A 26,175-nucleotide genomic window follows, 5' to 3' on the forward strand; every position below is an offset into this window, starting at 1 on the left:
CTGTCGGCGTCCTGACGCTCCGACCGTCCATTGTGCATCCAGTCGATGACCAAGCGGAAGATCCACGATGGTTGTCAACAGATTGAAGGAGGTGAAACTAATGATCCGAATCGTCAACTCGGTCGGCGACCGCCTGCTCGGCTTCGTCGCCCCGAAGGCGACGGCCTCGGCCGCCGACTGCGGCCCCATCGAGCGATACGAGTTCCGCTGCTACAACGGTGTCTACCAGCGGCGGGGCTGCTTCGCGCGCCCCGGCTGCGCCTGCACGACATGGGTCGTCGTCAGGGACGGCTGCTGACCCAGCGGCTGACGTCACGGCCCGGGCGGCCGGCCTTCACCCGCCGGCCGCCCGGGCCTCGCCCGGCACTGTCGCCGATTGCTCGCCAACCGTCCCGTGGTCTTGCCGACCCCGGCGGTGCCGGTCACCGCCGCAAGCGGCGAACGGGCCCAACATGTCTATCGCAGATCCCCTGTCCCATATTCCGGGCTCCACGCCACCCCCCGTGGCCAAGATCACTTTCTGTGTCGGCGTGCTGACGCTCCGGTCGTCCATTCCGCATCCAGTCGATGACCAAGCGGAAGATCCACGATGGCTGTCAACACAGCTTCAAGGAGGTGAAAACGAATGATCCGAATCGTCAACTCCATCGGCGACCGCCTGCTCGGCTTCGTCGCCCCGAAGGTGACCGCCTCGGCCGCCGACTGCGGCTCCAACACGCGGTACGAATACCGCTGTAACCGGGGCGTCTACCAGCGGCGGACCTGCTGGACGAACACCAACTGCGCCTGCGGGCCCTGGACGGGCGTCAAGGACGGCTGCTGAACCAGCGGCTGACGTCACGGCTCGGGCGGCCGGCCTTCCACTCGCCGGCCGCCCGGGTCTCGCCAATCACTGTCGCCAAATGCCCGTCAACCGTCCCGGTCGGCCGGGGATCCACGAGAAGGAGTAGCGCCGTGCCGTACCTCATCACCGCCGTGGTCCTCGCGTGCACGCTGGGGACACTGAACCTGCTGCTGGCCCTGGCAATCATCCGCCGACTGCGTGAGCACAGCGAGTTGCTCGCCGGTCGGCCGTCCGGCGACGGGCCGGGCATCATCGGGGCCGGGCAGACGCCCGCCGCCTTCGAGGGCGTCGACACGGACGGAGTGCCGGTACGCCGGGAGGAGCTGACCGGGGACACGCTCGTCGTCTTCTTCTCGACCGACTGTCGGGCCTGCCGGGAGGCGCTGCCCCGGTTCGTCACGCAGGCCACGGCCTTCCCCGGTGGTCGAGGTCAGATCCTCGCGGTGGTGACCGGTGATGAGCCGGAGGTGCCCGAGCTGGCCAGCCGACTCACCGAGGTCGCCCGGGTGGTGCTCGACGGCGCCGACGGCAGCCTCGCCACCGCGTTCCAGGCCGCCGCGTTTCCCTGCTGGTGTCTGCTCGACACGACGGGCACCGTCCGACGCAGCGGTACGGGATGGACCGACCTGCCCGCCCCGGTGCCCGCGTGACACCACGGGACATCCGGCGTGGGGTGGACCGCCAGCTGGTCATCGCAGCGGTCGGCCTGGCCTACCGATCGGCCCCCAGCATGGCGGTCCTCCAAGCGCTGCTGGCGATCGTCGCCGGCGTGACCCCGGTGGGCGTCGGCCTCCTCACCAAGCTGGTCGTGGACCGGCTCGCCGATCCTGGCGGCGAACCGGTGGCGGCGGTGGTCGGGGGCGCGGTCGCGCTCGCGCTCACCGGGGTGGCCGTGGCCACGCTGCCGCACCTGCTGCGCTACGTGGAGGCCGAGTGGCGGCGAAGGATCTCGATCCGCGCCCAGGCCGACATGTATCGCGCGATCGACCGTCTGCCCGGCCTCGGGAGGCTGGAGGACCCGGCCTTCCGCGACCACCTCAACATGGCCGACGAGGCCGGCCGCAACAGCCCCATCGCGGTCGCCGGCGGCGGGCTGGACCTGCTTGCCGGCCTGCTCACCATCGTCGGCTTCACCGCCACGCTGGCCCTGCTCAACCCGTGGATGGTGGGAGTCCTCGCCCTGGTGGCCATCCCCACCATGCGGGCAGAGCTGCGGTTGTCCCGGCAACGGGCGACGGTGATGTGGCAGATCACACCGACCGAGCGACGCCAGTACTTCTACGGGGAGCTGCTCACCGGCCTGGCCGCGGCCAAGGAGATTCGACTGTTCAATCTCGGCGACCTGTTCGGCAAGCGGATGATCGCGGAGTTGCGTGCCCTCAACGCGGCCAACCGCCGGATGGACCGGCGGGAGGTCCTGGTGCAGGCCGGGCTGGCGCTCACCGGTGCGATCGCCGCCGGCACCGGCCTGGTCTGGGCCATTCTCGCCGCCCGGCAGGGTCGGCTCAGCCTTGGCGACGTGACGATCTTCATCGCCGCCGTGGCCGGGGTGCAGGGGGCGGTCGCCACCGGGATCAGCAGGTTCGCCGACGCGCACCAGGCACTGCTGCGCTTCACCCACTACCGGGACGTTCTTGCCGCCACCCCGGATCTGGCGCTGCCCGCCGACCCGGCGCCGGTGCCGCCGCTGCGCCAGGCCATCGAACTGCGCGACGTCTGGTTCCGGTACGGCGATGGGCACCCCTGGGTGTTGCGCGGCCTCAACCTGACCATTCCGCGCGGCCGGACCGTGGCCATCGTCGGGCTCAACGGCGCGGGCAAGAGCACGCTCGTGAAGCTGCTGTCCCGGTTCTACGACCCCAGCCGCGGCAGCCTGTGCTGGGATGGCGTCGACTACCGCGAGCTCGACGTCAGCCAGTTGCGCGACCGGCTCGGGGCGACATTCCAGGACTTCATGTGCTACGACCTGTCCGCTGCCGAAAACATCGCCCTCGGCGACACCAGCGCCCTCGACGACACCGAGCGCATCACCACCGCGGCCAAGAGGGCCGGCGCCCACGATGCCGTGATGGCACTCCCGCACGGGTACGCGACCCAGCTCACCCGTATGTTCGCGGACCCGGCCGACCGCGACGACGTCAGCACCGGCGTGCTGCTCTCCGGTGGACAGTGGCAGCGCCTCGCGCTCGCCCGGTCCTTTCTGCGCGCAGACCGCGACCTGCTGATCCTCGACGAGCCCAGCGCCGGCCTGGACGCGGAGGCAGAGGCCGATCTGCACCACCGGCTGCGACGGCTGCGCGAGGGGCGGACCACGCTGCTGATCTCGCACCGGCTGGGCACGATCCGCGACGCCGACCACATCGTGGTGCTGCGCGACGGGGTGATAGCGGAACAGGGCAGGCACGAGGATCTGCTGGCGGCGCAGGGCACGTACGCCCGGCTGTTCAACCTGCAGGCCGCGGGCTACCAGCCGGTTGCGAATTGAGAGGTGAGCGGCAGATGGTCTTCGCGGTGCTCAGCGGTCTGGTCGTGCTGGTGCTGGGTGGCCTGCTGATCTGGTTGCGACGCGGCTGGGCGCTCATCACCGTGGAGGGACAGTCGATGGCCCCGACGCTCCGCCCGGGTGAGCGGGTGCTGGTCCGCCGGGTGCCGGCGGCCAGCATCAAGACCGGCGAGATGGTGGTGGTCGAGCGGCCGGTGGACGGCGGGTGGCGGACGACGCCGCTGGCCGCCGGGACGACGCCGCTGGCCGGCCGGAAATGGATCGTGAAGCGTGCGGTCGCTGGACCCGGCGATCCGGTGCCCACGGAGTTCCGCGCCTCGAACCACGACGATGACGGTGCAGCGGCCGGCGGGGTGCCCGACCCCACCGGCGGGTCAGCCCTCGTCCCACCCGGGCACTACCTGCTGCTCGGCGACAATCGCCACAACAGCGTCGACTCCCGGATGTTCGGCTTCGTGCCGGGAACCCGGATCCTCGGCCCGGTCCGCCGGGGTACGGGCCCGACCTGACCAGCCCCGAGACCGACAAACGGGCTGGCCGGCCGGACAGCCCCGCACCAGCACCTCGGCCCACCGGGTGTGGCGGGCCCGGCCGGCGCGACGTCAAGCGAATGGTTCCGACTACCGGAGGACAAGCAGTGTCCTATGTGGCCGCGTTCAGTCGATCTCTCATCTTCCTGATCTTCCTCGCCGCGGTGCTGGGCAAGCTTCGTGACCGGCGGCGGTTCGGGGAGTTCGTGGCCTCCGTGGCAGCCCTGCGCCTGGTGCCGGCGAGCCTGGTGGGGCCCGTGGCGGTGGCAGTCGCCGGCGCCGAGGTCGCGGTGTGCGCGCTGCTGCTCGCGCTACCGGTACCGGGGTTGACGGCCGGCGGGCTCGGGCTGGCCGCCGCGTTGCTCACCGGGTTCTCGGCTGCCATCGCCACCGCCCTGAGCCGCGGGGTGACCGCTTCGTGCCGGTGCTTCGGCGGCGACCTCTCGGCGCCCTTCGGCCGGCGTCACGTCGTCCGTAACGCCACACTGGCTCTGGTCGGTGTGGCCGGGGCCGGTGCGGTCCTGTGGCAACCCGCCACCGACCTGCCCGCCCTGGCCATCACCGCCCCGTTCGCGTTGCTCGCGGCAGCGCTGACGGTCCGGCTCGACGACGTGGTCGAGGTGTTCCGGCCCCTGTCGGTGCCGGGTCGGTAGCCGCCGCCGTTTACCGACAGCGCGCGAAACCGGCCGGGTGGCAGATGCCACCCGGCCGGTCACCGCGTCACGCGACGCCGAGGTACGCCTCCTTGACCGCCGGGTCGTGCAGGAGTTCCTGGCCGGTGCCCTCCTTGACGATCCGACCGGTCTCCAACACGTACCCCCGGTGGGCCCGGGAGAGCGCCTGCTGGGCGTTCTGCTCGACAAGCAGGATGGTGGTGCCCTGTTCGTTGATCCGGGTGATGATCTCGAAGATCTGCTGGATCAACTTGGGCGCCAAGCCCATCGACGGCTCGTCCAGCAGCAGCAGCTTCGGACGGGTCATCAGCGCCCGACCCACCGCCAACATCTGCTGCTCACCGCCGGAGAGCGTCCCACCGGCCTGCTTACGCCGCTCGTGCAGCCGTGGGAACAGGTCGAACACCATGGCCAGGTCCTTGGTGATCTCGGCCTTGTCCCGACGGGTGTAGGCCCCCATCTCCAGGTTCTCCAGCACGGTCATGCCGGGAAAGACACCACGCCCTTCCGGCGACTGCCCGATCCCCCGGATCACCCGCAGGTCGGCGCGCAGCCGGCTGACATCGTTGCCCTCGAACTTGATGCTGCCCCCGGAAATGGCGTGCAGCCCCGAGATCGCCTTCATGGTCGTGGTCTTGCCGGCGCCGTTCGCGCCGATCAGCGCCACGATCTCGCCCTGGTCGACGTGCAGGCTGATGCCGTGCAACGCCTCGATGCGACCGTAGAGCAGCTTCAGATTGTCGATCTCAAGCAGCATCCTCGACACCTCCCAGGTAGGCCGCGATCACCTTCGGATCGTCGCGCACCTCGGCCGGCGACCCCTCGGCGATCTTCTGCCCGAACTCCAGCACCACCAGCCGGTCCACCACGCCCATGACCAGTCGCATGTCGTGCTCGATCAGCAGGACGGTCACCCCGGAGTCGCGGATCTTGCGGATCAGCTGCAGCAGGGCCACTTTCTCCGCCGGGTTGAAGCCGGCGGCGGGCTCGTCGAGGCAGAGCAGCGTGGGATCGGTGGCCAGGGCCCGAGCGATCTCCAGACGACGCTGGTCACCGTACGACAGGTTGCGAGCCAGGTCGCCGGAGCGACCCTGGATGCCCACGAAGTCCAGCAGCTCGTGGGCCTTCGCCTTGCCCTGCCGCTCCTCGCGCCAGTGCCGCGGCAGCCGCAGCAAGGCGCTCGGAACGCTCGTCTTGTGGTTGGCGTCGGCACCGACCTGCACGTTCTCCAGTGCCGTCATCTCCGGGAAGAGCCGGATGTTCTGGAACGTACGGGCGATGCCCAGCTTGGTGATCTGGAACCGCTTACGGCCGCTGACCTTCTCACCCCGGAACCGGATCTGGCCGGTCGTCGGGGCGTAGACGCCGGTCATCGCGTTGAAGCAGGTGGTCTTGCCCGCGCCGTTCGGACCGATCAGCCCGAGGATCTCCCCCTCGTAGAGGGTGAAGTTGACGTCGTTGAGGGCCACCACGCCGCCGAACCGCAGCGTGACGTGGTCGACCTCCAGCAGCGGCTTGCGACCGTCGGCCGACGGGGTCGGCTCACTGACCGCCTCGTCCGGCGTCGACGACGTCTCCGGCGGGCTACCCACCGTCGTCCGCGCGTCGATCGCCATGTCGCGCTCGCTGCTGACGTCGCGCTCGCTACCCATCCGTGGCTCACTCAACGACAGCCACCTCCTTCTGCCGGTCCTTGAGCTCGGCGGCCCGCCGCCGGTTCGGCCAGAGACCCTGCGGTCGGAAGATCATCACGATGATCAGCAGGATCCCGAAGATGAAATAGCGCAACGAGGTCGGGCTGACGTCGAAGTCGTTACCGAAGACGGTAGCCGTCTCCGGCAGGCCGAAGACGTCACCCACCGACCGTAGCCACTCCGGAATGTAGATGACCAGGAAGCCGCCGAGGATCGCGCCACCGATGCTGCCCGCACCGCCGAGCAGCACCGCCGCCAACACCAGGATCGAGTTCTCGAGCGAGAACGTCGACGAGTTGACGAAGTTGGCCTGACCGGCCCACAACGTGCCGGACAGACCGCCGACCGCCGCGCCGATCGCGAACGCCCACAGCTTGAACCGGAACGTCGGCACGCCCATCAACTCGGCCGCGTCCTCGTCCTCACGGATCGCCACCCACGCCCGACCCACCCGGCTGTTGGCCAGGTTCCGGATCAGGAAGACCGCACCGATGATCACGGTGAGCAGCAGCCAGTAGTACGGCTTGAACTCGAACTGGAAGATGGCGGAGCCGTCCGGGTACTTGCCCGGCGGGTGCCCCACCTGCGGGATGCCCCGGTCACCGTTGAGGATCCAGTCCTGGTTCTTCGCGATGATCCGGATCATCTCCGCGAAACCGAGCGTCACGATCGCCAGATAGTCACCACGCAGGCGCAGCGTCGGCGCACCGAGCAGCACACCCGACAGCAACGCCAGGGCGATCGCGATAGGCACAGTGACCAACCAGGGCCACGGGCTTTCCAGCCAGTTGTACTCGGTGATGAGCTTGCTCTCCGGCGACGTCAACAACGCCACCGTGTACGCGCCGACGGCGAAGAAGCCGAAGAAGCCCAGGTCCAGCAGGCCCGCGTACCCGACCACCACGTTCAGACCGAGGGACAGCAGCACGATCCACGCGCAGTAGAACAGCACCGCCGCCATGTCGTTGCGCGTGGTGTACAGCGGGATCCACAGACCCGGAATGTTCAGGTACTCGTAGAACCACTTGTTCGGCAGGACGTAGAGGAAGGCGATGAAGGCCAACAGTCCCGTGATCCGGGCGGACTTCGGCAGCCCGTCGACCCGCCGACCGATGGCACTCGATGCGGAGTGCCAACGCTCTCGCAGAGCGGTCATGCCCGCGCCCTCCCCAACGACTCGCCCAGCAGACCGGTCGGCCGGAACATCAGCAGGACGATGAGCACCACGAAGGCGATGAGGTCCCGCCACTGCGAGCCGAACAGCGCCGACCCGTAGTTCTCGACCAGGCCCAGCAGGATGCCGCCGATCGCCGCGCCCCGCAGGTTGCCGATACCGCCCAGCACCGCGGCGGAGAACGCCTTGAGGCCGAGCAGGAAACCGATGTTGTACCTGGTGTTTCCGCTCTTCATGTCACTGAAGACGGCGGCCACACCAGCCATCAGACCACCAAGCACGAAGACCAGCGCGATCACGCGGCTCTTGTTGACACCCATCAGCGCGGCGGTGTTGGCGTCCTGCGCCACCGCGCGGATGCCCTTGCCGAACCGGGTGCGGTTAACGAACCAGTCCAACCCCACCATCATGATGATGGCCACGCTCAGCGTCAGCATCTGCACCGGCGTGACGCTCCAGCCACCGATGCTGAACAGCGTGTCAGCGGGCAGCAGGGCCGGGGCGCCGACCTGGCGGCGCTGGGTGAGCGTGCCCATCAGCTCCATCAACGCGTACGACGCGCCGATGGCCGTGATCAGGAAGGCCAACGGCGGTGCGTTGCGCCGCCGAAGCGGACGGTAGGCGGTAACCTCGATCAGGAGCGCGACACTGCCGGACAGCAGCGCCGCGGCCACTATCGCCAGTGCGATGAGAAGCAGCGCGCCACCCACCGACGGAGCGCTGCTGTTGCTATCAAGCCCGAAGGCCGCCCAGGTCCAGATGGCACCGAACGTGCCGATCATGAAGACCTCGGAGTGCGCGAAGTTAATCAGGCGAAGTACGCCGTAGACGAGGGTGTAGCCAAGGGCGATGAGCGCGTAGATCGCTCCTTGCACCAACCCGGTTGTGGTCAGTTCCGGGAAGCCCCGGACGAGTTCTGCAAAGTCCACCGATGCTCCGAAGGGTGTTGCGCTGAGCCGACGCGGCCGGGGTTACACACCCCGGCCGCATCGAAACAGCTCTGTTCGTCACGCCCTCAACCTGTGACCCCAACGGGATCAGGCCTTCGGGACCTCCACGTCCGGAGCCCACGCGCCGGCCTTCGCCTTGAACGCCCACACCTTGACCTGCGCCGGGTCCAGCTCGCCGTTCGGCTCCCACTTGTAGGTCACGCCCGAGGCGGAACCGGCCTTGTTGTAGGAGGAGAGGAACGCCTGAATGTCGGCGCGCGAGGTCTTACCGGCCTTGATCGCCTCGAGGTAGATGTTCGCCAGGTCGAACGACACGTCCGCGTACACGCCCGGGTCGACGCTGTACTTGGCCTTGAAGTCGGTCACGAAGGTGCCCTTGGCCGCGGTCGCCGGCCCACACGGGCAGGTGGCGATGGTGCCCTCGACGTCCTTCTGACCGGCCACCGACAGCATGTTGGCGTCGTTGATGCCGTCACCACCGATGAACGTGCCGGTCCAGCCCGCAGCGCGCAGCTGCTTGAGGAACGGCGCGGCCTCCTCGGTGTAACCGCCGTAGAAGAGGACAGCGGCACCGCTGGTCTTCACCTTGGAGATCTGCGCACCGAACTCCTGTGCGTTGTCGACCACCTTGTCGGTGCCGATCACCACCGGGCCGAGGCCCTTCTTGACCTCGTCGGCCAGACCCGCGCCGTACGCCGACTGGTCGTCGATGACGAACGCCTTGTCGGACTTCAGCACGTTCTTGATGTAGCTGGCGACCGCCGGGCCCTGGGAGAAGTCGTTGCCCACGCCACGGTGGAAGACCTTCCAGCCCTTCTCCGACAGGCTCGGCCGGGTGGCCGACGGGCTGATCACGGCGAGACCCGCGGTGTCGAAGATCGGCAGCGCGACCTCGCTCTCACCGGAGAACGCCGGGCCGACCATCGCCACGATCTTCGTGTCGGCCGCCGCGCTGGTCGCGAGGCCACCGGCCAGGTCGGCCTTGCCCTGCGAGTCGAACGCTTGAACGGTGACCTTGCAGTCCGCGTTCTCCGCGTTGTACTTCTCCACGGCCAGGTCGGCACCCTGCTTCATCGGGGTGACCAGGCCAGCGTCGGCGCCGGAGAGCGCACCGAAGAAACCGATCTTGAGGTCGCACGCCTTGTTGGCGGAACCTTCCGACGTGCCCTCGTCCTTCTTACATGCGCTGGCGCCGCCGGCAACAAGCGCCAAGATGGCGACGCTGCCGAGGACGCGCACGAAGTTTTGCCTCAAGGCTGGAACCCTCCTCCGTCCAGAAGCCCGCCGGCGCCTGGCAGAACGCCGAGGCGACAACGGACCGGACCGTTCACCCGGTCTGGGGCGGGACGTTATCCCACAAGCACTACTCACCGTAAGGTGTCGTAGGCGGCATTGACTCAACCGTTACCAGCGGCGGGGAACTTCGCGTTTAGATGTCACATCGGCGGGTGTCGACAACTCGTCAGACGGGCCCGGAAGGGGCGAACCACAGTCTCGCCGCCACCCCGTCGTCGATCGTGACAACCATCCGACCGTCCTGCGCCGTAACCGCCGCCGACGTGTCCCCACCAGCGGAAACTTCCGCCGGCAGCGCCACCGGCAACCACGACGCGCCGTCCCCGGCGGAGCGCCACAGCCGATGCCCATCGGCTGCCACAGTCATCGCCAGCAGCACACCAGCACCGCCGGCGACCGCCTCCACCCCGGCCACCGCGCCGGTGCCGGTCGCCCCGAACCCGGCCACCGCCCGCCACTGGCCGGCACCCGTCGCCGTCCCCGGCGACCCGGCCCGGGGCTCAAACGCCCACGCCTGGAAGCCGCTCCCCCGCACCCCGAGGGCGTGCACGACGGCACCCACCCGGACGAGACGCTGCACGATCTCGTCCGCGTCCGTCGCCGGCAACGCCAGGCGCGTCCACGCCCGACCGTCAGCCGACGACCAGACGAACGGATCACGGTCGGCCCGATCCGCCGGCCGACCGGCGCCGCCGACCAACCAGCCGTCAGGCACCGCGAGCGCATCCGTCGCGATGGTGGTCAGCCCCGAATCACTTGCCAGCCCGGGAGCGTCGTCGACCAACGCGAAGCCGGCCGCATCCGGGGAACGCCACACCGCCGCCCCGCCCGTCCGGGCACCCGCGATCAGCCATCCGGCGGCACCACCGGCGATGCGGCTCGCGCTCACCGCGTCCGGTCCGCCGTACAGCTCGAACTCCGCCGGCACCTCGGTCAACGCACCGTCGGTGTCCGGCCGCCACGTCCGCACCCGTGGGTTGCCGTGCGCGCCACCCGCGCGGGCGCCGATGACGGCGATCCGGCCCTGGTGGCAGCCGGCGGCGTAGAGGATCGCCCGCTCGCCGTAGTAACTGATCGGTCGCAACGGCACAGGAGCCCAATCCTGGCCGTCCACGCTCCGCCAGGCCGCCGGCCGGGTTGCGCCGTCCGGCGCACCCACCGCACCGACCGCGTACCACGTACCCGCACAGGCGGTCACGTCACGAACGATGAGCCGACCCGGCGGACCCGGGGGCACCGGCAGAGCCGCCAACGCCCACCGTGGGCGAACCGGTTCGGGCGGGCGCCGGTCCTCAGTGGACGGGCAGCCCGCGAGCAGCGTGAGGGCAACTCCGGACACCGCGACCACACGTCGGACCGACACGCGGGTGATGCTATCGATCCGTTCGCCCGCCGCCGAGCACCTGACAGCGATCAGACGGTCGGCTGCTGCGACACCTCGCCGCCGGCGGTCTCCGCGAGGATCCGCTCGGCGACCTCTTTCATGGTCATCCGGTGGTCCATCGCCGTGCGCTGGATCCACTTGAACGCCTGCGGCTCGGTCATCCCGTACGTGGTCATCAACGCGCCCTTGGCCCGCTCCACCGCCTTGCGGATCTCCAGACGGTCGGTCAGGCTCGCGACCTCGGCCTCCAGGGCCGCGACCTCGGAGTAGCGCGACAGCGCGATCTCCACCGCCGGGACCAGGTCACTCTTCTGGAACGGCTTCACGAGGTACGCCATCGCGCCTGCCGCCCGCGCCCGCTCCACCAGATCACGCTGGCTGAACGCGGTCAGGATGATCACCGGCGCGATCCGGGCCCCGGCGATCCGCTCGGCGGCAGCCAACCCATCCATGATCGGCATCTTGATGTCGAGGATGACCAGATCGGGCTTCAACTCCTCGGCGAGGCGAACGGCTGTCTCACCGTCGCCGGCCTCCCCCACCACCTCGTAACCCTCTTCGACAAGCATCTCGGCGAGGTCCAGCCGGATCAGCGCCTCGTCCTCGGCGATCAGCACGCGCCTGCGCTCGGCATCCGTCGGCATCTCAGCCACCAGCCACTCCCACCATCGATCACTGCACGGCTACCACCCATGCTCCCGCATGAGAGTAGTCGGGTACAGTAAGCGGCACCCGCCGGGATGGTGGAACGGCATACACGGAAGTCTCAAACACTTCTGCCCGAAAGGGCTTGCGGGTTCGAATCCCGCTCCCGGCACCTTGTCATACACCTGTTCGATGATGTGCGGATGCACCCACCGCAGTTACGGGCACGAGCCCGCGCTCTCCACGCACGCGGACACACCGTCCGCTCCGTGGCTCGCACGCTCTCGTTGCCGTATGCCACGGTCTGGCACTGGTGCGTCGATCGACCCGAGCCGGTGAAGCGCGGCACGGAGCTACGGTGCTTCCGGTGCCGGCCGGATGTCCAGAATCCGACCGACCTCGCCGCCTACGCCTACCTGCTCGGTCTCTACCTGGGCGACGGCCACCTGGTGACAGCGGCACGCGTCCCGGTGCTGCGCATCTACTGTTCCCATGCGTGGCCCGGGTTGATCGAGGCGTGCGACACGGCCATGCGAGCCGTGCTGGCGTCGAAGGTGCAACGGGTCCAGAAACAGGGTTGCGTCGGCGTGCAGAGTTACGGCACCCACTGGCCGTGCCTGCTGCCACAGCACGGTCCGGGCAGGAAGCACGAGCGACCTATCGTCCTGACCGACTGGCAACGGCGGATTCTCGAAGTCCATCCCGGCAGCTTCCTGCGCGGGCTCTTCCACTCCGACGGATGCCGAACAGCCAACCGGGTGACAGTGCGTGGCAAGGCGTACGTCTATCCGCGCTACATGTTCGTCAACGAGTCGGCCGACATCATGCGGCTCTGCCAGTGGGGCCTCGACCTGCTGGGCGTCGCCTGGCGGATGAACCGGCGCAACTCGCTGTCGGTGGCGCGACGCGACGCGGTCGCCACGCTGGACCGGCACGTCGGCCCGAAGTGCTGATCCCGCTGGCGCGCCGGTGGGACGCTCGGTTGTCCGGAACACCACGCCTTCGAGCAGGATGAGCCGAGTGGTCGACGACAGGGGTGGATGCTGATGCGGGTGGTCATCTTCGGTGCGACAGGCATGGTCGGCCAGGGTGTGTTGCGGGAGGCGCTGCTCGCCGAGGACGTGCGGGAGGTGCTCACCGTCGGCCGGAGGCCGACCGGTCGGCACGATCCGAAGCTGCGGGAGCTGACAGTCGCGGACGTGGGCGAGTTGGCGTCGCTCCGCGCCGAGCTGACCGGCGTGGACGCGTGTTTCTACTGCCTGGGGGTGTCCTCGCTGGGTCTGGACGAGGCCGCGTACACCCGGGTCAGTTACGACTACCCGCTCGCGGCGGCGCGGTTGCTGGCCGAGGTGAGCCCGCAGGTCACCTTCGTCTACGTCTCGGGGGTCGGGACGGATTCGTCGGGTCGGGGTCGGGTGATGTGGGCGCGGGTCAAGGGCCGTACCGAGAACGCGATCATGGAGTTGCTGCCCAACGGCTACGCGGCGCGTCCGGGGTTCATCCAGCCGACCTACGGCGCGGTGTCGCGGATCCGCGGCTACCGGATCGGCTACGCGGTGACGCGTCCGCTGTTCCCGGTGCTGCGTCGGTTGCTGCCGAACCAGGTCACCACTACCGACGGGATCGGTCGGGCGATGCTGCGGGTGGCTCGGCAGGGTTCCCCGATCCGGGTGTTGGGCAACCGCGAACTGCGCTGATCAGGCGATCGTGTCGAGTGCCTGGGCGAGGTCGGCGCGCAGGTCCTCGGGGTCTTCCAGGCCGACCGAGAGACGCAGCAGGCCGGCCGCGGGTTTCGCGTCGCCGTCGACGGGGCGGTGGGTGAGCGACGCCGGGTGCTGGATGAGGGTGTCGACGCCGCCGAGCGACACCGCGTGGGTGATGAGGTGGCAGGCGCCGGCGACGGTCGCCGCGGCGGGAGCGCCGCCGCGTACCTCGAAGGCGAGCAGGCTGCCGGGTCCGGCCATCTGCCGGCCGACGAGCGCCGCCGGGTCGTGCACCGAGGGGTGGTGCACCCGGTGTACGGCGGGGTGGTCGGCGAGCCAGCCGGCGAGCTTCTCGGCGCTGGCCTGTTGTGCGCGGACCCGCAGCGGCAGGGTCTGTAGGCCGCGGTGCAGCAGGTAGCCGCCGAGCGGGTGCAGGATCGCGCCGGTGACCGCGCGGACCTGACGGAGTCGCGCGGCCCAGTCGGCGTCGCAGGCGACGACGCCGGCGAGGACGTCGCCGTGTCCGCCGATGCTCTTGGTGGCGCTGTGCAGGACCAGGGTGGCGCCGTGCCGGGCGGGTTGTTGCAGGACCGGGGTGGCGACGGTGTTGTCGACGAGCAGTGGGACGTCGCCGGCCGCGGCGGCGAGGGCGGCGATGTCGACCAGGTCGACTGTGGGGTTGGCGGGCGTCTCGGCGATGACAAGCGCGGTGTCGGGGCGGATGGCGGCGGCGACCTCGTCGGGGCGGGCCCAGGTGACTGTGGTGCCGAGCAGGCCGGTGGCGAGGACGTGGTCCGTTCCGCCGTAGAGGGGTCGGACGGCGACGACGTGCCGGCGGTCGTCGCGGGCGGCGGCGAGCAGCGTGGCGGTGAGGGCGGCCATGCCGCTGGCGAAGGCGACGGCCTGCGCGGTGCCCTCCAACTCGGCGAGGGCGGTTTCGAACCGGGCGACTGTGGGGTTCCAGAGCCGTTGGTAGACGGCGCCGCCCTCGCTGGGCAGGGTGCCACCGGTGGCGAGTTGTTCGTACGCGGCGCCGCCGTCCTCGACCGAGGGCAGTGGGTTGGTGGTGGACAGGTCGATGGGCGGTACGTGCACACCGAGGGTGCGGAGGTCGTCACGACCGGCGTGTACGGCCCGGGTGTCCATCGTTGTCATGCCGGTAGCGTCGAACATCTACCGTCCGACAGGCAATGCCTCGGCAGATGATTCTGTCGATGCCGCTGGTTTCGGTTCAGGATTCGGGCGAGGATGGCGGAATGTCTCCTGCGCCGAACGATCTGCGGCCGTACCCGGCCCTGGACGAGGTGGATCGCGCGATCCTGACCGAGTTGGCCGCCGATGGCCGGCTGCCGAACAACGCCCTCGCCGAGCGGGTGGGGGTGGCCCCGTCGACGTGTCTGACCCGTACCCGGACGCTGCGCGAGCGGGGCGCGATCCGCGGTTTCCACGCCGAGGTGGACCCGGCCGCGCTCGGCCTGCCGTTGCAGGCGCTGGTGTCGGTGCGGCTGACCGCGCACGAGCGGGCGGCGGTGGACGCCTTCCGGGCCCGGTCGGTGCGGCTGCCGGGGGTGGTCTCGGTGTTCCACGTGGCAGGTGCGGAGGACTACGTGCTGCACGTGCGGGCGGCGTCCGGTGACGCGCTGCGCGACTTCGTGCTGGACCACCTCGCGGTCGACCCTGTGGTGCAGCACACCCAGACCAGTCTGATCTTCGAGCAGGCGCGCGGGATGGGCTGAGCAGCGGGTGAGCTGGCCGACGAAAATCCGCAGGTCGGAACAAAGCCGGCCGCCGACGGGTTGGCCAAGCGTGTGATCACCGTACCGTTGTCTGTTCTTGATCTTGCCCCGGTCGCCAAGGGCACCACTGTCGGCGCGGCCCTGGAAGCCACCACCGAGTTGGCGCGACGCACCGAGGAGTTGGGCTACCGCCGGTTCTGGGTGGCCGAGCACCACAACATGCCGGCGATCGCCAGTTCGGCCCCCGCGGTGCTGCTGGCGCACCTGGCGGCGAACACGTCGACGATCCGCCTCGGTTCGGGCGGGGTGATGCTGCCCAACCACGCGCCGCTGGTGGTGGCCGAGCAGTTCGGCACCCTGGAGGCGCTGCACCCCGGTCGGATCGACCTGGGCATCGGGCGGGCCCCCGGCACCGACCAGGTGACCGCGCTGGCGTTGCGGCGCACCATGGAGGGCCTGTCCGCGGAGGGCTTCCCCCGCGAGCTGGCGGACCTGATGAACTACTTCAGCGGGGAGAAGCCGGGGCAGATCGTCGCCACCCCGGGTCGGGGCGAGCAGCCGGCCGTGTGGCTGCTGGGCTCCAGCGGGTTCAGCGCCCAACTCGCCGGCCTGCTCGGTCTGCCGTTCTCCTTCGCGCACCACTTCAGCTCGGCGAACACCCTGCCGGCGTTGGCCCTGTACCGGCAGAACTTCCGGCCGTCGCAGTGGTTGGACAAGCCGTACGCCATGGTGGCGGTCAACGCGGTGTGCGCGGAGACCGACGAGCGGGCCGAGTGGCTGGCCGGGCCGAGCGCGTTGTCGTTCCTGAAGCTGCGCTCCGGACGGCCGGAGCCGCTGTCGACCCCCGACGAGGCGGCGGCGTACCCGTACTCCGAGATCGAGCGGGAGTTCGTCCTGCAACGCCGCGACGGTCAGGCGATGGGCTCGCCGGAGACCGTACGCCGGCAGCTCACCGAGCTGGTGGAGCGCACCGGCGCGGACGAGCTGATGCTGACCACGCTCGTCTACGACGTCGCCGACCGGGTGCGGTCGTACGAGTTGATCGCCGAGCAGGTGGCGGGCGGTCTGCGCCGGGAGGCATGAAACACGATCTTCACGTCAGCGTCACCCCAGCGACCCCGACGCTGCCTAATGTTGGTGCCGGTGGTGGTACGGCATTCCCGGTCGGGACGGGTCGGGAATGCCGCGGTGTGGCGCACCGGGCCGGAGCTGAGCGGATTCCGCGGCTGCGGCCCGGTGCCTGCCACCCTAGGCGACCCCGGTCGGGACCACCAGGGGTCAGATCAACGTAGATAGATGTTCGGGGTGGGTGGGCTGGCCATCTGGTCGCCGATGAAGAACCCCGGGTGTGGCGGCTGGTTGTAGGCGGTGTTCTGCCACGCGATCGCCACCCGATACTGCGGGTCGTGCATCAGGGTGTAGATCCGGGTGCTGGTCGGGGTGGGTGTGCTGTAGATGCGCAACGCCCGGCTGTCGGTGGTCCGCCAGATCACCTCCTCACGCCAGTCGCCCAGGATGTCGCCGGAGAGCGCCGGCGTGGACTTGGTGCCGTTGTTGGACGCCACGTTGCTGCCGGTGAGCAGCCGGGTCTCGCCACCGGTGCCGTACTTGTCGATCTTCGTGGCGTCGAGCAGCTCCCGCACCGGGTCGCCGTCCCACCAGGCGAGGAAGTTCGCCGAGGACGGCTTGCGGCCGACGTTCTGACCCCTGGTGTTGGCCAGCCCGTTGACCGCCGACGACCACGACTCGGCACCGGGGCTGCCCGCCCAGATGTCCGCGGAGACACCCCGGCCGTTGTCACCCGAGGCCGGCGTGGACCAGAGGATCTGACCGGTACGGGCGTCGGCGAACCAGGAACTGGGCTTGCTCGCGTCCTCGTCGACCTTGAACACCTCCAGGCCGGCGCGGCCCGGGTCGAGGTCGCCGACGTGCAGGGCGTCGCCGTGCCCGTTGCCCGTGGAGTAGAGCAGCCGACCGTTGTCGTCGATGGTGGCGGCACCGTAGACGATCTCCTGGCGGCCGTCGGCGTCGACGTCGGCCACGGAGAGCTGGTGGTTGCCCTGGCCGGCGGCGGCGCCGTTGCCGGAGGAGTTCGAGTCGAACGTCCAGCGCTTGGTAAGCGTGCCGTTGCGGAAGTCCCAGGCCGCGATGACCGCGCGGGTGTAGTAGCCCCGGGCCATGATCAGCGAGGGGCGCTCTCCGTCCAGGTAGGCGGTGCCGGCGAGGAACCGGTCCACCCGGTTGCCGTACGAGTCACCCCAGGACGACACAGTGCCGCGCGGCGGGTCGTAGTTGACTGTGGAGGCGATCGCGCCGGTCTGGCCGTTGAACATGGTCAGGTACTCCGGGCCGGACAGCACGTAGCCGCTGGAGTTGCGGTAGTCCGCCGACGACGAACCGATGAGCTGACCGGTGCCGGAGCGGGTGCCGTCGGCGGTCTTCATGGCCACCTCGGCGCGGCCGTCGCCGTCGTAGTCGTACACCTGGAATTGGGTGTAGTGGGCGCCGGCGCGGATGTTGCGGCCCAGGTCGATCCGCCACAGCCGGGTGCCGGTCAGGGTGTACGCGTCGACGTAGACGTTGCCGGTGTAGCCGGACTGGGAGTTGTCCTTGGCGTTCGACGGGTCCCACTTCAGCACGATCTCGTAGCTGCCGTCGCCGTTGAGGTCCCCGACGGAGGCGTCGTTGGCGCTGTAGGTGTAGGTCTCCCCGCTGGGCGTGGTGCCACCAGCCGGGACCTGCAACGGCACGTCCAGGTAACCCGCCCCGAACTGCAGGGCCGGCGCCGACGCCGCCTGCTCGACGCCGCCGACCACGGCCCGCACTGTGTACGCCGAGCCGGCCGCCGCGCCGTCGTCGAGGTAGTTGGTGGCGCCGGTGATCGGGCTGGCGTTGACCCGGGTCGAGCCCCGGTAGAGGTTGAACGCCACCCCGGAGGTCTCGGTGCCGAGCAGTCGCCAGGAGACCAGGTTGCCGCTGCCGGAGCGAACGCTTATCAACCCTCGGTCCAGGTTCTCCAGCTGTTTCGCCCCGGCCGGTGGCGGGGTGGTCGGTGGCGGCGTGGTGGGGGGTGGCGTGGTCGGCGGTGGGGTGGTCGGGGGTGGCGTGGTCGGTGCCGGTGTGGTCGGTCCGTCGGTGGCCGGCGCGCCGGTGCAGGTGGTGCCGTTGAGCGCGAAGCTTGTCGGCACCGGGTTGCTGCCGGTCCACGAGGCGTTGAAGCCGAACCCGGCGCTGCCGTTTGTGGCGATGGCGGCGTTGTAGTCGACGTTACGTGCGGTGACCTGGGCGCCGGACTGGGTGACGGCGGCGCTCCACGCCTGGCTGACCTGCTGCCCGGCGGCGTACGACCAGGTGAGAGCCCACCCGTCGACCGGGTCGCCGAGGTTGGTGACCGTGACGTTGGCGCCGAAGCCGCCCTGCCACTGGTTGGTGATCTGATAGTCGACCCGGCAGCCGACAGCGGCGGCCGAGGCGACCACCGTGCCGAGCGTGCCGGCCACGACGGCGGCCGCCGTCGTTCCGGCGAGCAGGATCAGCCGATGTCTGGACGGGTGCATGCACTGCCTCCGAGGATCCGCAGGTGATCGCGGCGGCCCACCGGCCCGGCCCGGAACGCGCGGTGGACCCGTCCCGCCGCTGCGGCGGCGGACGGCGATCTGATCGGGGGTGAACGCCCTGGCACCCGCGGATCCGACTCCCCGCGCATCGTAAGGCAAGCGCTTTCCGTCCCGCAACATCGACGATCGTTGTTCCTGCCTCGTCGATCATGGAATCGTGGTGGGTGACAAAGTGCCCGGATCACCGCACGTCAGGCGCCATAACTCCATGATCGACGAGGCTGGACGGCCGCGATCTTGCGCTTACGGTGGCCTCGGTGGCCTTGGCGACCTCGGCGCGGGCCCGGCGGGTGCGGCGAAGGGCGCGCACGGCAAACACCAGGGCGGCCAACCAGCCGGCGGCCAACAGGGCGTACGTGACCGGGCGGACCGGGCCGTCGAGTCCGGCGGAGCGGATCAGCGTGCGGGCGTTTGTCAGCACGATCACGCCGCCGACCGCCGCGCCGAGCAGTTGGGCGGGCACGATGCGCACCAGCCAGGCGGCCAGCGGGGCGGCGATGAGCCCGCCGATCAGCAGCGCGGCGACGGTCGGCAACAGGAACCCTTCGGAACCCAGCCCGATCAGGAAGCCGACACTCGCCGCACCGGCCACCACGAACTCGGCGGTATCCACCGAGCCGATCACCTTGCGGGGCTCCATGCGGCCGGAGACCAGCAGTGCCGGGGTGGCCACCGGGCCCCACCCGCCGCCGCCGGTGGCGTCGACGAAGCCGGCGACCAGGCCCAGAGGGCCGAGGAAACGTCCGCGGAGCCGGCCGCCGGCCCGGTCGGTGCGCAGCGGTCGGGCGAAGCGGACCAGCAGGTACGCGCCGAGCGTGAAGAGGATGCCGGCCATCCACGGCGCGGCGGCCTCGGTCGAGATCGAGCTGAGCACTGTGGCACCGACGAAGGCACCGATGGCGCCGGGCAGGGCGATGCGGGAGACCACCCGCCAGTCGACGTTGCCGAAGCGCCAGTGCGCGACACCGGCGGCGAGCGTGGTGCCGATCTCGGCCAGGTGCACCGAGGCCGAGGCGGCGGCCGGGGCGACCCCGGCGACCAGCAGCAGAGTGGACGAGGTCAGCCCGTACGCCATGCCGAGCGAGCCGTCGATCAGCTGCGCGACGAGCCCGACCAGAGCGAGAACCAGCAGCTTGCGCACGAGCGCCCCCTGAGTTTTCGGCATCTCCTATCGACTTGGTCGACAATGCGGCACCGAGGGCCCGGGGTCAAGCCTCAGATCGGTGGATGGGACGCCGCCGATGCGACGCGACGCGGTCAGTGCGAACCGTGCGCCAGGCATGGCGCGGGCCACGGCGGACACCCGGGCACGGGTGGGCCGGGCAGACGGGCAGGCCGGCCGGGCGGGGCTGGCCGGCCGCACGCGGACCGGCCGGGTCGGGACGGGCACCCGGGCCGGGGTTGGAAGCCTGCGCTCAGATCCAGGCGCGCGGGTCGGCGACCAGCTCGGTGATCCGCGCGGGCAGCGTGCCAGCGGCCACGTCGGCGACGCTCACCAGCTCCAGGATCTCCCGTTCGCTGGCCCGTAGTGCGATCCAGACCTCCTGGAGGGCACGCGCCGGGCCGTGGTAGCCGAGCTGCTCGGGGCGCTGCCCGCGAACGTGGGCAAGCGGTCCGTCGATCACCCGGATCACCTCGGCGAGTGAGATCTCCTCGGCCGGGCGGGCCAACCAGTAGCCACCCTCCGGGCCGCGCTGGGCGTGCACGATGCCACCCCGACGCAGTTGCAGCAGGATGCTCTCCAGGAACTTCGGCGGGATCTCCTGGGCACGGGCGATCTGGTCGGCCGTGACGGGCCGGCCGCGCCCAGGACCACTGGCCGTCGCGGCAAGCTCGGCGGCCGCGCGGAGGGCGTAGTCGACCCGGGCGGAGAGGCGCATGTCGGCAAGGTTAGCCCCCGCTCAACCGGCCGGACGGGCGACCCTCGGCCGATCGAATAAGCATCGATGAAAGGCGTGCCATTCACGTCGGTTCCGGACGTCGACGAGGACCAGTCAAAGCGCGCCATGATCCACCGTTAAGGTGGGTGACGGAATGCCGGTGTGGGGCGTCCTTATGCTGGGCGGGGGCGCGATCGCCAGACCACCGCAGCGGCGCCGGGAAGCACATTGATACACATCGGGGGAAGGCAACACGATGACCGATATCGCCACACGCACCTGGGATGGCATGACCATCCCGGTGGCCGGCACCTATCTTCTGGATCAGGCGCACAAGCGGATCGGTTTCCTGTCCCGGCACATGATGGTGAGCCCGGTGCGTGGCGAGTTCGCCGAGGCGACCGCGCAGATCGTCGTGGCGGAGGATCCGCTGCTCTCGGCGGTGACGGCGACCGTCTCCGCGCCGAGTATCACCACCGGCAGCATCGACCGGGACACCCATCTGAAGAGTGCCGACTTCCTCGATGTGGAACGCTATCCCACCCTCGAATATCGAAGCACCGGAATCAAATGGCAGGGCCAGGAGGCGCCCATCTTTCAATGGGCCCGCCTGCGCAACCACCGGCTCGGTGGACGCGGCCGGAGTCCGATTGTCCCGCCGCAGTCCGAGGGCACACCCGGGCGATTCGTGCTGACCGGTGAGTTGACAGTGAAAGGAATCACCCGGGCCGTCGACCTGGAGGTGAATTTCGGGGGCGCCCGTCGTGATCCGTACGGGCAGAACATCTTCGGATTCAGCGCGACTGCCGAGATCGACCGCGAAGACTATGGCCTGCTCTGGAATGTGCTGTTGGAGAGCGGCGGGGTCCTGGTCGGCAAGACGGTGCAGATCGAGATCGCCGGCGAGGCCATCCACCAGGCCTGAGCGGCGCGAGCACCACCCGGGGACTGGCGGGGACGCCGCGTCGGCGTCAGGCGCCCACCCGGCGCAGCAGACCCTCCTGGACGGCGCTGGCGATCTGCTGGCCGTCGGTGGTGAACATCCGGCCGGTGGCCAGCCCGCGAGCGCCGGACGCCGACGGGCTCAGGCAGTCGTAGAGGAACCACTCGTCGGCCCGGAACGGCCGGTGGAACCAGAGCGCGTGGTCCAGGCTCGCGCCGACCAGCCCACCCGGCCCCCAGACCTCGCCGTGTGCGGAGAGCACCGAGTCCAGCAGGGTGAGGTCCGAGGCGTAGGTGAGCGCGCAGGCGTGCAGCAGCGGATCGTCAGGCAGTTTGCCGTCGATGCGCATCCAGACGCGCTGGTGCGGGTCGGCCGGCCGGTCGCCGGGACGGACCCAACCGGGCTCACCGACGTAGCGGACGTCGATCGGCCGCGGGATCTGCCCCCAGATGCCGAGCCGCTCCGGGTACCGGGAGAGTCGGTCGGTCATCGTCGGGACGTCCTGCGGCGGCGGCACGTCGAGCGGGGCCGTGACCTGGTGGTCCAGGCCCTCCTCGGCCCGCTGGAACGACGCCGACATGAAGAAGATCGGCTTGTCGTGCTGGAGGGCGACCGCGCGGCGGACCGAGAAGGACCGGCCGTCGCGGATGTTCTCCACCTGGAACGCGATCGGCTCGACCGGATCGCCGGGGCGGACGAAGTAGCCGTGCAGCGAGTGCACGAACCGCTCCGGGTCGACGGTGCGGCCGGCGGCGACCAGGGCCTGACCGGCGACCTGGCCGCCGTACACCCGCTGTGGGCCGACCGGGGGGCTCATCCCCCGGAAGGCCATGGCCCCGGTCGGGTCGAGGTCAAGCACTTCCAGCAGCTGGTCGACCGCCGCCTGGCCGACCGCGACCCGACCGTCGCTCACTGCAGCGCCCGCGCCGACGCCGCGTCGACAAGCGAGCCGAGCTGGTGTACGCGCAGCGTGTTGGTCGAGCCGGGGGTGCCGGGCGGGCTGCCCGCCACGATCACCACGTAGTCACCGGGGTTGGCCCGGTCGAGGCCGAGTAGCGCCTGGTCGACCTGGCGGAACATGTCGTCGGTGTGCTGCACGAACGGCATCAGGAAGGTCTCCACGCCCCAGGTGAGGGCGAGCTGGTCGCGCACCTCGGGGACCGGCGTGAACGCCAGCAGCGGCAGGTCGCAGTGCAGGCGGGACAGCCGTCGGACGGTGTCACCGGTCTGCGAGAAGGCGACCAGGGCCTTGGCGTTGATGGCGCGGGCGATCGACGAGGCGGCGACGGTGAGGGCGCCACCGTGGGTCCGCGGGTCGTGCTGCAACCGCGGCACCCCGATGGAACCGGCCTCGGTGGTCGTCACGATCTTGGCCATGGTGCTGACGGTGAGCACCGGATACTTGCCGACGCTGGTTTCGCCGGAGAGCATCACCGCGTCCGCGCCGTCGAGCACGGCGTTGGCGACGTCGGAGGCCTCCGCCCGGGTGGGGCGGGAATTCTCGATCATGGAGTCGAGCATCTGGGTGGCCACGATGACGGGCTTGGCGTTCTCCCGGCACAGCTGCACGGCGCGCTTCTGCACCAGCGGGACCTCGTCCAGCGGCATCTCGACACCGAGGTCACCGCGGGCGACCATGACGCCGTCGAAGGCCAGCACGATGGCCTCCAGGTGATCCACCGCCTCCGGCTTCTCGACCTTGGCCAGCACCGGGCGGAACACGCCCTCCTCGGCCATGATGTTGTGGACGAGCTTGATGTCCTCGGCCGAGCGGACGAAGGAGAGCGCGACCAGGTCGACCCCGAGCCCGAGGGAGAAGCGCAGGTCCTCGGCGTCCTTGTCCGACATGGCGGGCACGCTGACCGCCACGTTGGGCAGCGAAACGCCCTTGTTGTTGGAGACCGGGCCGCCCTCGGTGACGAGGCAGCGGATGTCGTTGCCGGTGACGTCGGTGACCTCGACGGCGACGCGGCCGTCGTCGATCAGCAGGCGGTCGCCGGGCTTGACCTCCTGCGGCAGCTTGCGGTAGGTGCAGGAGACCCGATCCTTGGTGCCGAGGATGTCGTCGCCGGTGATCACGACCGAGTCGCCGGTGCGCCACTCGTGGGGGCCGTCGGCGAACCGACCGAGCCGGATCTTGGGGCCTTGCAGGTCGGCGAGGACGGCGACGGGCTTACCTGCTGCCTCCGACGCCTCCCGGACCAGTCGGTAGACCGCCTCGTGGTCGGCGTGGCTGCCGTGGCTGAAGTTGAGCCTCGCCACGTTCATGCCGGCCTCGACGAGACCCCGGATGCGCTCCGGGGACGAGGTGGCGGGACCAAGAGTGCAGACGATCTTCGCGCGGCGTGTCACGCCCATCAGGCTAGTCTCTCCTTCAGGTCGGACTCGGGGCCGACCCATTGCAGGCAGCGGAACATGTGTCCAACGACGCGCGGTGCGCGTCGGGCCGGCGGGCGGAACCGCACCGGGAACGTTGTGGCGACGGGCAACGGCGACCGCGCGCCGGGAATCGTACGCCTCCGCCGGGGTGCGCCGTCGGGGTGCTCCCGGGGAAGGCTCACCGTGGGCGTCCCTCCGGCGGCAGGGTGGGCACCGCGGTGAGCAGGTCACGGGGGTCGTAGCGGAGATCATGGCGACTCCTCGACCGGGGCCCGACCCCGCGCTTCCGGGTGCGCCCCGGCGGCGGCCCTGGCAGGGCGCGACAGTAACACCGGCACACCGCCGAGCGCCGTCGCCATCACGACAACCGTCGATTGGGCGACAGCTCAGCTCTCGGTCTTGATCAGGGGGAACTCCAGCGACCCGGCCGGGCAGAGGAAGGTCAGCACGTCCACCCGGTAGAGCCCGGCCTGCACCGCCGGGTCGGCTTCCAGCACGCTGCGGACGTCGTCGACGCTGCCGGTGCGGGCCAGCCCGAAGCCGATCGGCGGCTCCGGGTTGCTGGCCGGCCCGTCGATCGAGCCGGCGACCAGGATGATGCCGCTGCGCTGCAACGCCTGCATGTGCTCGGCGTGCTCCGACTGCAACCGCTGCACGGTCTCGGCGGGCAGGACCCGGCCGGCCGCGCCGGGGTAGATCACGATGCACTCGTACGTGTCGAGCGCGAAGTTGACCTGCGGCACTCCCGCCATGGGTGCTCCCTCCGCCGTCGCGCCGAACGGCACCGGCCCCGCCAGCGTCGCACGTACGCCCGGGCCGTACCGGGCGCTTGCCGGCAACTGGTCCCGGCGGGGCGGATGACGTGGCCGCGCACACACTCGGGCGACAGCCGGTGTGCCGGCCGGGCCACGGGGGATGATCTACCAATGGCGACAAACATCAGTGAGCAACCCGCGAAGGCGTCCGGCACGTACCGGATCGGCGGTGACGTCACGGTCAACCGGCTCGGTTACGGGGCGATGCAGATCACCGGGCCCGGTGTCTGGGGCGACCCGAAGGACCCGGCCGAGGCGGTGCGGGTGTTGCGCCGGGCCGTCGAGCTGGGCGTGACGTTCATCGACACAGCGGACTCGTACGGGCCGTTCGTCTCGGAGTTGCTGATCCGGGAGGCGCTGCACCCGTACGCCGACGACCTGGTCATCGCGACGAAGGCCGGGCTGAGCCGCTCCGGGCCGGGCGACTGGCGGGCGCTGGGTCGCCCGGAGTACCTGCGCCAGCAGTGTGAGCTGAGCCTGCGGCACCTCGGCCTGGACGCGATTCCGCTCTACCAGTTGCACCGGATCGACCCGAAGGTGCCGCTCGCCGATCAGCTGGGTGAGCTGGCGCTGTTGCGGCAGGAGGGCAAGATCCGGCACATCGGGCTGTCCGAGGTGAGCGTCGCGCAGATCGAGGAGTCCCGCGCGATCACCGACATCGCCTCCGTACAGAACCTGTACAACCTCGCGAACCGCAGCGCCGAGGACGTGCTCGAGTACTGCGAGCGCAACGACCTCGCGTTCATCCCGTGGTTCCCGATCGCCACCGGTGAGCTGGCCAAGCCGGGCGGCCCGCTGGACGCGATCTCCACGGAGCACGGCGCGTCGCCCGCGCAGCTCGCGCTGGCCTGGCTGCTGCGCCGCTCGCCGGTGATGCTGCCGATCCCCGGTACGTCCTCGGTGGCGCACCTGGAGGAGAACGTGGGCGCGGCCGACGTGCGGCTCACCGACGACGAATTCGAGTCGTTGGCCAAGGCGAGCTGACCGGCCGGTGCGGACACCGCCGGTTTCAGTCGGCGGTGTCCGGGCCAGGCTCCCGGGCGGCCCGCAGCGCCTCGGTCGCCTGGGCCAGCAGGCGAGCCGAGTCGGTGCGTCCACTCACCTGTAGTTCCACCTCGGTGTCCCCGGCCTGGATCCGGACGCTGGCCTCGGTGCGCTGCTGGTCGACCCAGGACTGCAACAGGTTGAACAGGCCCGGGAGCAGCCCCTGCGCCAGCACCGCGATGAGGACCGCGTCGGTGAAGCCCGGCCGACCCCCGCCGCCGCCGGCCTGGCGGACCACCGGCTGGTACTGCGGGTTGCGCCGGATCCAGTCGAGCAGGCTGATCGGCGGCGGCTGCCGGTGCCGCGGACTGATGGTCAGCCGTACGGGGTGTCGCGCGACGGAGTCGCTGTCGGTCACTGTCTC

The 26,175-nt window shown here is 70.2% G+C and carries 27 protein-coding genes and 1 tRNA gene; 13 read left to right on the plus strand and 15 right to left on the minus strand.

Going from position 1 to position 26,175, the window contains the following annotated elements:
* Positions 1–100 precede the first annotated feature (100 nt).
* The 6 genes from AB0B86_RS31015 (at position 101) to AB0B86_RS31040 (ending at position 4,530) form a co-directional block, all read left to right on the plus strand.
* Entirely contained in the window at positions 101–298 is a 198-nt protein-coding gene (locus AB0B86_RS31015; protein WP_357410804.1) for a hypothetical protein, read from the plus strand.
* Positions 299–625: 327 nt separating this feature from the next.
* Positions 626–823 (plus strand): hypothetical protein, encoded by a 198-nt coding sequence (locus AB0B86_RS31020; RefSeq protein WP_357410802.1) that lies wholly within the window; start codon positions 626–628, stop codon positions 821–823.
* Between the two features lie 131 nt (positions 824–954).
* Positions 955–1,494 carry a TlpA disulfide reductase family protein gene (locus AB0B86_RS31025; RefSeq protein ID WP_357410800.1) on the plus strand — a complete coding sequence of 180 codons (540 nt, stop codon included), beginning with the start codon at positions 955–957 and terminating at the stop codon, positions 1,492–1,494.
* Entirely contained in the window at positions 1,491–3,329 is a 1,839-nt protein-coding gene (locus AB0B86_RS31030; protein ID WP_357410798.1) for an ABC transporter ATP-binding protein, read from the plus strand. The genes AB0B86_RS31025 and AB0B86_RS31030 overlap by 4 nt, the downstream gene beginning before the upstream one ends.
* Before the next feature lie 14 nt (positions 3,330–3,343).
* Positions 3,344–3,856: a signal peptidase I gene (lepB, locus tag AB0B86_RS31035; RefSeq protein WP_357410796.1), complete on the plus strand. Its 513-nt coding sequence runs from the start codon at positions 3,344–3,346 to the stop codon at positions 3,854–3,856.
* A 128-nt stretch (positions 3,857–3,984) separates the two neighbouring features.
* Positions 3,985–4,530, plus strand: coding sequence for a MauE/DoxX family redox-associated membrane protein (locus AB0B86_RS31040; RefSeq protein ID WP_357410794.1), 546 nt, complete (start codon positions 3,985–3,987; stop codon positions 4,528–4,530).
* A gap of 67 nt (positions 4,531–4,597) precedes the next feature.
* Here AB0B86_RS31040 and AB0B86_RS31045 read toward each other — a convergent pair whose 3' ends face one another.
* From AB0B86_RS31045 to AB0B86_RS31075, 7 genes are all read right to left on the minus strand, one after another.
* On the minus strand, positions 4,598–5,308 hold the full coding sequence (locus AB0B86_RS31045; protein WP_357410792.1) for an ABC transporter ATP-binding protein: 711 nt from the start codon (positions 5,306–5,308) through the stop codon (positions 4,598–4,600).
* Entirely contained in the window at positions 5,298–6,167 is an 870-nt protein-coding gene (locus tag AB0B86_RS31050; protein WP_357410862.1) for an ABC transporter ATP-binding protein, read from the minus strand. The genes AB0B86_RS31045 and AB0B86_RS31050 overlap by 11 nt, the downstream gene beginning before the upstream one ends.
* A 43-nt stretch (positions 6,168–6,210) precedes the next feature.
* The gene (locus AB0B86_RS31055; protein ID WP_357410790.1) at positions 6,211–7,401 is read right to left on the minus strand and encodes a branched-chain amino acid ABC transporter permease; all 1,191 of its coding nucleotides are present in this window, start codon (positions 7,399–7,401) and stop codon (positions 6,211–6,213) included.
* Positions 7,398–8,348: a branched-chain amino acid ABC transporter permease gene (locus AB0B86_RS31060; RefSeq protein WP_357410788.1), complete on the minus strand. Its 951-nt coding sequence runs from the start codon at positions 8,346–8,348 to the stop codon at positions 7,398–7,400. The genes AB0B86_RS31055 and AB0B86_RS31060 overlap by 4 nt, the downstream gene beginning before the upstream one ends.
* A gap of 108 nt (positions 8,349–8,456) precedes the next feature.
* Complete coding sequence (locus AB0B86_RS31065) at positions 8,457–9,623, minus strand: branched-chain amino acid ABC transporter substrate-binding protein (protein WP_357410786.1); 1,167 nt, start codon at positions 9,621–9,623, stop codon at positions 8,457–8,459.
* 208 nt (positions 9,624–9,831) lie between these two features.
* The gene (locus AB0B86_RS31070; protein WP_357420309.1) at positions 9,832–10,755 is read right to left on the minus strand and encodes a hypothetical protein; all 924 of its coding nucleotides are present in this window, start codon (positions 10,753–10,755) and stop codon (positions 9,832–9,834) included.
* Positions 10,756–11,078: 323 nt separating this feature from the next.
* Positions 11,079–11,702 carry a response regulator gene (locus AB0B86_RS31075; RefSeq protein WP_088991522.1) on the minus strand — a complete coding sequence of 208 codons (624 nt, stop codon included), beginning with the start codon at positions 11,700–11,702 and terminating at the stop codon, positions 11,079–11,081.
* Between the two features lie 81 nt (positions 11,703–11,783).
* Here AB0B86_RS31075 and AB0B86_RS31080 point away from each other — a divergent pair.
* From AB0B86_RS31080 to AB0B86_RS31090, 3 genes are all read left to right on the plus strand, one after another.
* Positions 11,784–11,866, plus strand: a tRNA-Leu gene (locus AB0B86_RS31080).
* A 97-nt stretch (positions 11,867–11,963) separates the two neighbouring features.
* Positions 11,964–12,647: a transcriptional regulator gene (locus tag AB0B86_RS31085; RefSeq protein WP_357410782.1), complete on the plus strand. Its 684-nt coding sequence runs from the start codon at positions 11,964–11,966 to the stop codon at positions 12,645–12,647.
* A gap of 93 nt (positions 12,648–12,740) precedes the next feature.
* Entirely contained in the window at positions 12,741–13,391 is a 651-nt protein-coding gene (locus tag AB0B86_RS31090) for an NAD-dependent epimerase/dehydratase family protein (RefSeq protein WP_357410780.1), read from the plus strand.
* On the opposite strand, the gene AB0B86_RS31095 is transcribed toward AB0B86_RS31090, so the two are convergent.
* Positions 13,392–14,570, minus strand: coding sequence for an aminotransferase class I/II-fold pyridoxal phosphate-dependent enzyme (locus AB0B86_RS31095; RefSeq protein ID WP_357410778.1), 1,179 nt, complete (start codon positions 14,568–14,570; stop codon positions 13,392–13,394).
* 83 nt (positions 14,571–14,653) lie between these two features.
* On the opposite strand from AB0B86_RS31095, the gene AB0B86_RS31100 reads away from it, so the two are divergent.
* Both AB0B86_RS31100 and AB0B86_RS31105 read left to right on the plus strand, forming a co-directional pair.
* On the plus strand, positions 14,654–15,133 hold the full coding sequence (locus AB0B86_RS31100) for an Lrp/AsnC family transcriptional regulator (RefSeq protein WP_357410776.1): 480 nt from the start codon (positions 14,654–14,656) through the stop codon (positions 15,131–15,133).
* A 60-nt stretch (positions 15,134–15,193) separates the two neighbouring features.
* Positions 15,194–16,216 (plus strand): LLM class flavin-dependent oxidoreductase, encoded by a 1,023-nt coding sequence (locus AB0B86_RS31105; RefSeq protein ID WP_357410774.1) that lies wholly within the window; start codon positions 15,194–15,196, stop codon positions 16,214–16,216.
* Positions 16,217–16,416: 200 nt separating this feature from the next.
* Here the strand turns inward: AB0B86_RS31105 and AB0B86_RS31110 are convergent, their stop codons facing one another.
* The 3 genes from AB0B86_RS31110 to AB0B86_RS31120 form a co-directional block, all read right to left on the minus strand.
* Entirely contained in the window at positions 16,417–18,690 is a 2,274-nt protein-coding gene (locus tag AB0B86_RS31110; RefSeq protein ID WP_357410772.1) for a cellulose binding domain-containing protein, read from the minus strand.
* Between the two features lie 241 nt (positions 18,691–18,931).
* Positions 18,932–19,891 (minus strand): sulfite exporter TauE/SafE family protein, encoded by a 960-nt coding sequence (locus AB0B86_RS31115; RefSeq protein ID WP_357410770.1) that lies wholly within the window; start codon positions 19,889–19,891, stop codon positions 18,932–18,934.
* Positions 19,892–20,165: 274 nt separating this feature from the next.
* Positions 20,166–20,630 (minus strand): Rrf2 family transcriptional regulator, encoded by a 465-nt coding sequence (locus AB0B86_RS31120; RefSeq protein ID WP_357410768.1) that lies wholly within the window; start codon positions 20,628–20,630, stop codon positions 20,166–20,168.
* Between the two features lie 256 nt (positions 20,631–20,886).
* Here AB0B86_RS31120 and AB0B86_RS31125 point away from each other — a divergent pair, with 256 nt between their 5' ends.
* Positions 20,887–21,555 carry a YceI family protein gene (locus tag AB0B86_RS31125; protein ID WP_357410766.1) on the plus strand — a complete coding sequence of 223 codons (669 nt, stop codon included), beginning with the start codon at positions 20,887–20,889 and terminating at the stop codon, positions 21,553–21,555.
* Between the two features lie 46 nt (positions 21,556–21,601).
* Here the strand turns inward: AB0B86_RS31125 and AB0B86_RS31130 are convergent, their stop codons facing one another.
* The 3 genes from AB0B86_RS31130 to AB0B86_RS31140 all read right to left on the minus strand — a co-directional run bounded on the left by AB0B86_RS31130 (position 21,602) and on the right by AB0B86_RS31140 (position 24,704).
* Positions 21,602–22,486, minus strand: a complete 885-nt coding sequence (locus AB0B86_RS31130; protein WP_357410764.1) for an acyl-CoA thioesterase II — start codon at positions 22,484–22,486, stop codon at positions 21,602–21,604.
* A complete protein-coding gene (gene pyk / locus AB0B86_RS31135) occupies positions 22,483–23,931 on the minus strand; it encodes a pyruvate kinase (protein ID WP_357410762.1) in 1,449 nt (482 codons plus the stop codon). The genes AB0B86_RS31130 and pyk overlap by 4 nt, the downstream gene beginning before the upstream one ends.
* A 407-nt stretch (positions 23,932–24,338) precedes the next feature.
* The gene (locus AB0B86_RS31140; protein WP_357410760.1) at positions 24,339–24,704 is read right to left on the minus strand and encodes a YciI family protein; all 366 of its coding nucleotides are present in this window, start codon (positions 24,702–24,704) and stop codon (positions 24,339–24,341) included.
* A gap of 174 nt (positions 24,705–24,878) precedes the next feature.
* Between AB0B86_RS31140 and AB0B86_RS31145 the strand changes: the two genes are divergently transcribed.
* Positions 24,879–25,751 (plus strand): aldo/keto reductase, encoded by an 873-nt coding sequence (locus tag AB0B86_RS31145; protein ID WP_357410758.1) that lies wholly within the window; start codon positions 24,879–24,881, stop codon positions 25,749–25,751.
* A gap of 25 nt (positions 25,752–25,776) precedes the next feature.
* Here the strand turns inward: AB0B86_RS31145 and AB0B86_RS31150 are convergent, their stop codons facing one another.
* On the minus strand, positions 25,777–26,169 hold the full coding sequence (locus tag AB0B86_RS31150) for a hypothetical protein (protein ID WP_357420310.1): 393 nt from the start codon (positions 26,167–26,169) through the stop codon (positions 25,777–25,779).
* Positions 26,170–26,175 lie beyond the last annotated feature (6 nt).

Origin of the sequence: Micromonospora sp. NPDC049047, from assembly GCF_040649135.1 — a bacterium.
Taxonomy (GTDB): Bacteria; Actinomycetota; Actinomycetes; order Mycobacteriales; family Micromonosporaceae; genus Micromonospora.

Coding starts and splice junctions, on each gene's coding strand:
- AB0B86_RS31015 (WP_357410804.1), top strand. CDS start 101: ATGATCCGAATCGTCAACTCGGTCGGCGACCGCCTGCTCGGCTTCGTC.
- AB0B86_RS31020 (WP_357410802.1), top strand. CDS start 626: ATGATCCGAATCGTCAACTCCATCGGCGACCGCCTGCTCGGCTTCGTC.
- lepB (WP_357410796.1), top strand. CDS start 3,344: ATGGTCTTCGCGGTGCTCAGCGGTCTGGTCGTGCTGGTGCTGGGTGGC.
- AB0B86_RS31045 (WP_357410792.1), bottom strand. CDS start 5,308: ATGCTGCTTGAGATCGACAATCTGAAGCTGCTCTACGGTCGCATCGAG.
- AB0B86_RS31050 (WP_357410862.1), bottom strand. CDS start 6,167: ATGGCGATCGACGCGCGGACGACGGTGGGTAGCCCGCCGGAGACGTCG.
- AB0B86_RS31055 (WP_357410790.1), bottom strand. CDS start 7,401: ATGACCGCTCTGCGAGAGCGTTGGCACTCCGCATCGAGTGCCATCGGT.
- AB0B86_RS31090 (WP_357410780.1), top strand. CDS start 12,741: ATGCGGGTGGTCATCTTCGGTGCGACAGGCATGGTCGGCCAGGGTGTG.
- AB0B86_RS31095 (WP_357410778.1), bottom strand. CDS start 14,570: ATGTTCGACGCTACCGGCATGACAACGATGGACACCCGGGCCGTACAC.
- AB0B86_RS31100 (WP_357410776.1), top strand. CDS start 14,654: ATGTCTCCTGCGCCGAACGATCTGCGGCCGTACCCGGCCCTGGACGAG.
- AB0B86_RS31110 (WP_357410772.1), bottom strand. CDS start 18,690: ATGCACCCGTCCAGACATCGGCTGATCCTGCTCGCCGGAACGACGGCG.
- AB0B86_RS31120 (WP_357410768.1), bottom strand. CDS start 20,630: ATGCGCCTCTCCGCCCGGGTCGACTACGCCCTCCGCGCGGCCGCCGAG.
- AB0B86_RS31125 (WP_357410766.1), top strand. CDS start 20,887: ATGACCGATATCGCCACACGCACCTGGGATGGCATGACCATCCCGGTG.
- pyk (WP_357410762.1), bottom strand. CDS start 23,931: ATGGGCGTGACACGCCGCGCGAAGATCGTCTGCACTCTTGGTCCCGCC.
- AB0B86_RS31140 (WP_357410760.1), bottom strand. CDS start 24,704: ATGGCGGGAGTGCCGCAGGTCAACTTCGCGCTCGACACGTACGAGTGC.
- AB0B86_RS31145 (WP_357410758.1), top strand. CDS start 24,879: ATGGCGACAAACATCAGTGAGCAACCCGCGAAGGCGTCCGGCACGTAC.